This window comes from Delftia sp. ZNC0008 (genome assembly GCF_000799035.1).
Lineage (GTDB): Bacteria > Pseudomonadota > Gammaproteobacteria > Burkholderiales > Burkholderiaceae_C > Comamonas > Comamonas tsuruhatensis.
Map to the genome: position 1 here is coordinate 1 of NZ_JTKZ01000619.1, position 4303 is coordinate 4303.

Below are 4303 nucleotides of genomic sequence, written 5' to 3' on the forward strand. Positions count from 1 at the left end.
CCGCAGGCCGGCACCACGCGCCTGCTGGACGACTGGCTGCTCGCCCAGCGCGCCAGCGTGCGCGAGCGCATCCTGTGCAACAGCTGGGGCGCCGTGGCCGGCATGCTGCGCGCCGGCCTGGGCGTGGGCTTCCTGCCCACCGGCTGGATCGCCGCCCTGGGCCTGCGCGCCGTCGGGGGTGCCCACCCCAAGGCCGCCCTCGCTCCCCTGCACTACGCCTTCCAATGGCGGCGCGGCGACGCCCGCGCCCTGATCCCGGCCATGCAGCAACTGGCGCAGGCGCAGGTGGATTTCACGGTGATGCCGGGGTTGGTGGGTGCAGGGCGATGAAGGCAAGGCCGGCTCCGCCAAGCTCACCGAAGTGGAAATGCTGGCAAGGGCCCTGGAAGTGGAGCCATGGGAACTGCTGCGGCCAGCCCGCAGCGGCAATCCGTGAGCGCGCAGGGCAAAAACAGCGACATACCCCATTCATGTCGTTGGAAGTGACGTGAACCGCATATACGTCTTCATTTCGACGAAATGAGAACATGATTCATTGACGTGTCGTCGGGGACGACATAACCTGCCCATCTGTCGACAAAACAGACTTTTGGCACCATGAATGACGACGTTCCCGCCTGGCATCCCGAGCACCCCCACAACCACTTGCCCGCGCTTCCCCCAGCGTACGAGCTGGAAAGCAGGGTCGTTCTCAAAGCCTGCATTGAGGCCCGCGCCGCGCTGGCCGAACTCAAGCAAGCGGCCGAACTCATTCCCAACCAGGCAATGTTGATCAACACCATCCCGCTGCTTGAAGCCAAGGACAGCTCGGAAATCGAGAACATCGTCACCACGACCGACCAGCTGTTTCAGTACGCGCAGGGCCAGGACAACGCCGACCCCGCCACCAAAGAAGCCCTGCGCTACCGCACTGCACTGCATGAGGGCTTTCAATCGCTCAGAGCGCGCCCGCTGTGCACTACCACCGCCGTGGACGTGTGCCGCACTCTCAAAGGTGTGGACATGGACATTCGCGGCACCCCGGGCACCCAGCTCGCCAATGACCGCACTGGTGAGGTGATTTACACCCCGCCAGAAGGAGAGGCCCGCTTGCGCGGGATGCTAGCCAATTGGGAACGCTTTCTGCACAACCAGCCCGAACTGGACCCTTTGATCCGCATGGCTGTTGGTCACTACCAGTTCGAAGCCATCCACCCGTTCACCGACGGCAATGGCCGCACCGGCCGCGTGCTCAACATCCTCTACCTCATCCAGGAAGAGCTATTGAATCTGCCCATCCTGTACCTTAGCCGCCATGTGATCGCGCACAAGGCCGACTACTACCGCCTGCTGCTCAGCGTCACTCGGGACCAGGCCTGGGAACCCTGGCTGCTCTTCATGCTGCAGGCCGTGGCCGAGACGTCCAAATGGACCACCGGCAAGATCGCCGCCATCCGAGCGCTCGCTGAACACACCACCGAACACGTGCGCACCCACCTACCCAAGATCTACACCCGCGAGCTGGTGGATGTGATCTTTGAGCAGCCGTATTGCCGCATCGGCAACCTGGTGGACAAAGGCATTGCCCAGCGCCAGGCCGCCTCGCGCTACCTGCACGACCTGGTCGCCCTGGGCGTGCTGCGCGAAATGCCGTTTGGCAAAGAGAAGCTGTTCATACACCCGAAGCTGATGCAACTGCTCAGCCGCGACAACAACCAGTTCCACCTTTATGGCTGAAAGCGCCACGCGGGCTTTCCCAGGATTCCAGGCAAGCGCCTCTCACAAAGCGACTCACCGCCCCCACTCCACCAACTGCGGCCGCACCTGCACCACCTGCCCCGCGCGCAGGCCTTCGCCGTCGATGGCGCGGAAGGCCTCGGCCATCAGGCCTTCGACGTTCTGGCGCACCATGTGCACCGGAAAGCGCAGGCATTCGGCATAGGGGTCCCAGTCGTAGCTGCCAAAGCTGCATTGCGCCAGTTCCGCATCGGGCAGTGCGCGCAGGAAACGGATGGCGCCTTGCAGCGTGATGCCCGATGAGAACAGCAGCGCGCGCGGCAGGCCGCCCAGGCGCTGGTAGAGCGCGGCCATGGCAAGGCGGGCCGCTTCGGGGTCGTAGCCGCAGCAGACGATGTGCTCGTCCGCCACCGGCGTGTGGGGCGCCAGGGCTTCGCGAAAGCCGGCCAGGCGCTGCTCGGTGGCGTACTCCTTGCGGACGCCGCCCAGAAAGCAGATGGCGTCCTGCGGCGCACCTGCCGGGGGCCTGGAGCGCGCCAGCAGCAGGCGCGTGAGTTCGGCCGCACCCCAGCAGTTGTCGCTGGTGACGGAGGGCGCCTTCTTCCCCGGCAGATCCACGTTGACATGGCGCACGCCGGCCTGGCGGCATTCGGCGCTGATGGCGTCGGGCCGGGTGGCGCCCGTGACGATGAGGTGCTCCACGCGAAAGGCGATCAGCGAGCGCACGGTCTCCACCTCCAGCGCGCCGTCGCGCAGCGTGCTGACCACCAGCGGGCACAGGCCGCGCGCGTGGGCCAGGCGCTCGAAGGCCTGGGACAGCGCGCCGAAGAAGCGGTCCTCGTGCGTGGGAATCACCATGCCGATCAGCCCCGAGCGCTGGCGGCGCAGGCCGCTGGCCTGGCGGTTCACGGCAAAGCTGTGTTCCTGGGCGAGCTGCTGCACGCGGCGCGCGGTCTCCTCGCTGATGCGCCGCGACTGCCAGCTGCCGTTGAGGATGGCGCTGACCGTCGAGGCCGAGGTGCCGGCCAGTTCGGCCAGGTCGTAGATGGTGGAGGTTCGGGGGCGGTTCACGGTGCTCTGCAGGGGTTGGGACGGGAGCGCTCGGCGGCCATCGTAGCCGCTGCGACAGCGATTCGGGCGGACCGACACCGGCACGCAGCAGCGGCCCGGGAAATCCCGCATCGGCAATGGAAGTCCATCTGTCTATAGTTTGCGCAATCGATTGTGCAAAACAGAGGGAGGAGCGCCATGTTCCATGGATTCAGCCGGTTCTCGAGGGCACTGTTGGCCTGCACCCTGGCGGCACTGGCAGGTGCGGCCAGCGCCGAGGATGTGTCGGTGGTGGCCAAGGTCGGGGGCATTCCGTGGTTCAACGCCATGGAGACCGGCATCCGCAAGGCAGGCCGCGAGCTGGGCATCTCCAGCGGCATGGTCGGCCCCACCGAGGCCGATGCCGCCCAGCAGGTGCGCGCGGTCGAGGACCTGATCGCGCGCCGCAGCAAGGTCATCGCCGTGGTGCCCAATGACGCCAGGGCGCTGGAGCCCGTGTTCCGGCGTGCGCGCAGCGCAGGCATCAAGGTGCTCACGCACGAGTCGCCCGACCAGAAGGGCGCCGACTGGAACATCGAGCTGAGCAGCGTCGCGGGATTTGGCGAGCGCCACATGGACAGCCTGGGCAAGGCCATGGGTGGCGAAGGCAAGTACGTGGTCTTCGTGGGCTCGCTGACCGTGCCGCTGCACAACGCCTGGGCCGATGCGGCCATCGCCCACCAGAAAAAACAGTGGCCGAAGATGCAGCTGGTGTCCGAGCGCTTCGGCGTGGCCGAGAGCCTGGACGACTCCTACCGTAGCGCCCAGGACCTGATGCGCGCCCATCCCGACCTCAAGGGCTTTCTGGCCTTCGGCAGCCAGGGCCCCATTGGCGCGGGCCGCGCGGTGGCCGATGCGCGCAAAGCCGAGCGCATTGCCGTGGTGGGCTCGTTCTCGCCGGGCCAGGGGGCGAAGCTGGTGCGCGACGGCGTGATCCGCGAGGGCTTCATCTGGAACCCCGCGCTGGCCGGCGAGGTGATCGTGCATGTGGGCAAGATGCTGATCGACGGCCGCGAGCCCAGGGACGGCATGGAGATACCGGGCCTGGGCAAGGTGCAGGTGGACCGCGAGCGCCGCAACATCCAGGGCCAGAAGCTGGAGCCGATCAACCGGCAGACCATAGACCGGCTGGTCGGCCTGGGCCTGTGAGCCGGGCCCTGCCATGGATGCCACCACAACGGCACTGGTCCGGATGCAGGCGGTCACCGTGCGCTTTGGCGACGCCACCGCGCTGCATGCGCTGGACTGGGACGTGATGCCCGGCGAGGTGCACTGCCTGATGGGCAGCAACGGCAGCGGCAAGAGCACGGCGATCAAGGTGCTCAGCGGCGTGCACGCGCCGCAGCCGGGCGCGCGCATCGACATCGGCGGACAGACGGTGCAGCGGCTGGACCCGGCGCTGGCCAAGTCCCTGGGCATCCAGGTGATCTACCAGGACCTGTCGCTGTTTCCCAACCTGAGCGTGGCCGAGAACATCGCCTTCGACCAGGCCACGCGG

Annotated in this window: 5 protein-coding genes; 4 read left to right on the top strand and 1 reads right to left on the bottom strand. The window is 67.0% G+C overall.

The features are described from left to right. Both L995_RS20255 and fic read left to right on the top strand, forming a co-directional pair. Nucleotides 1–330, top strand: a 330-nt coding sequence (locus L995_RS20255; RefSeq protein ID WP_047473269.1) for a LysR substrate-binding domain-containing protein, incomplete at its 5' end; no start/stop codon positions are given. A 267-nt stretch (nt 331–597) separates the two neighbouring features. Next, the gene (gene fic / locus L995_RS20260; RefSeq protein WP_047473272.1) at nt 598–1716 is read left to right on the top strand and encodes a protein adenylyltransferase Fic; all 1119 of its coding nucleotides are present in this window, start codon (nt 598–600) and stop codon (nt 1714–1716) included. Nucleotides 1717–1770: 54 nt separating this feature from the next. Here fic and L995_RS20265 read toward each other — a convergent pair whose 3' ends face one another. Next, a complete protein-coding gene (locus tag L995_RS20265) occupies nt 1771–2787 on the bottom strand; it encodes a LacI family DNA-binding transcriptional regulator (RefSeq protein WP_047473274.1) in 1017 nt (338 codons plus the stop codon). A 177-nt stretch (nt 2788–2964) separates the two neighbouring features. Between L995_RS20265 and L995_RS20270 the strand changes: the two genes are divergently transcribed. Both L995_RS20270 and L995_RS20275 read left to right on the top strand, forming a co-directional pair. Continuing rightward, a complete protein-coding gene (locus L995_RS20270) occupies nt 2965–3954 on the top strand; it encodes a substrate-binding domain-containing protein (protein WP_047473276.1) in 990 nt (329 codons plus the stop codon). 13 nt (nt 3955–3967) lie between these two features. Further along, on the top strand, nt 3968–4303 hold a 336-nt coding region (locus L995_RS20275; RefSeq protein WP_047473278.1), incomplete at its 3' end, for an ATP-binding cassette domain-containing protein.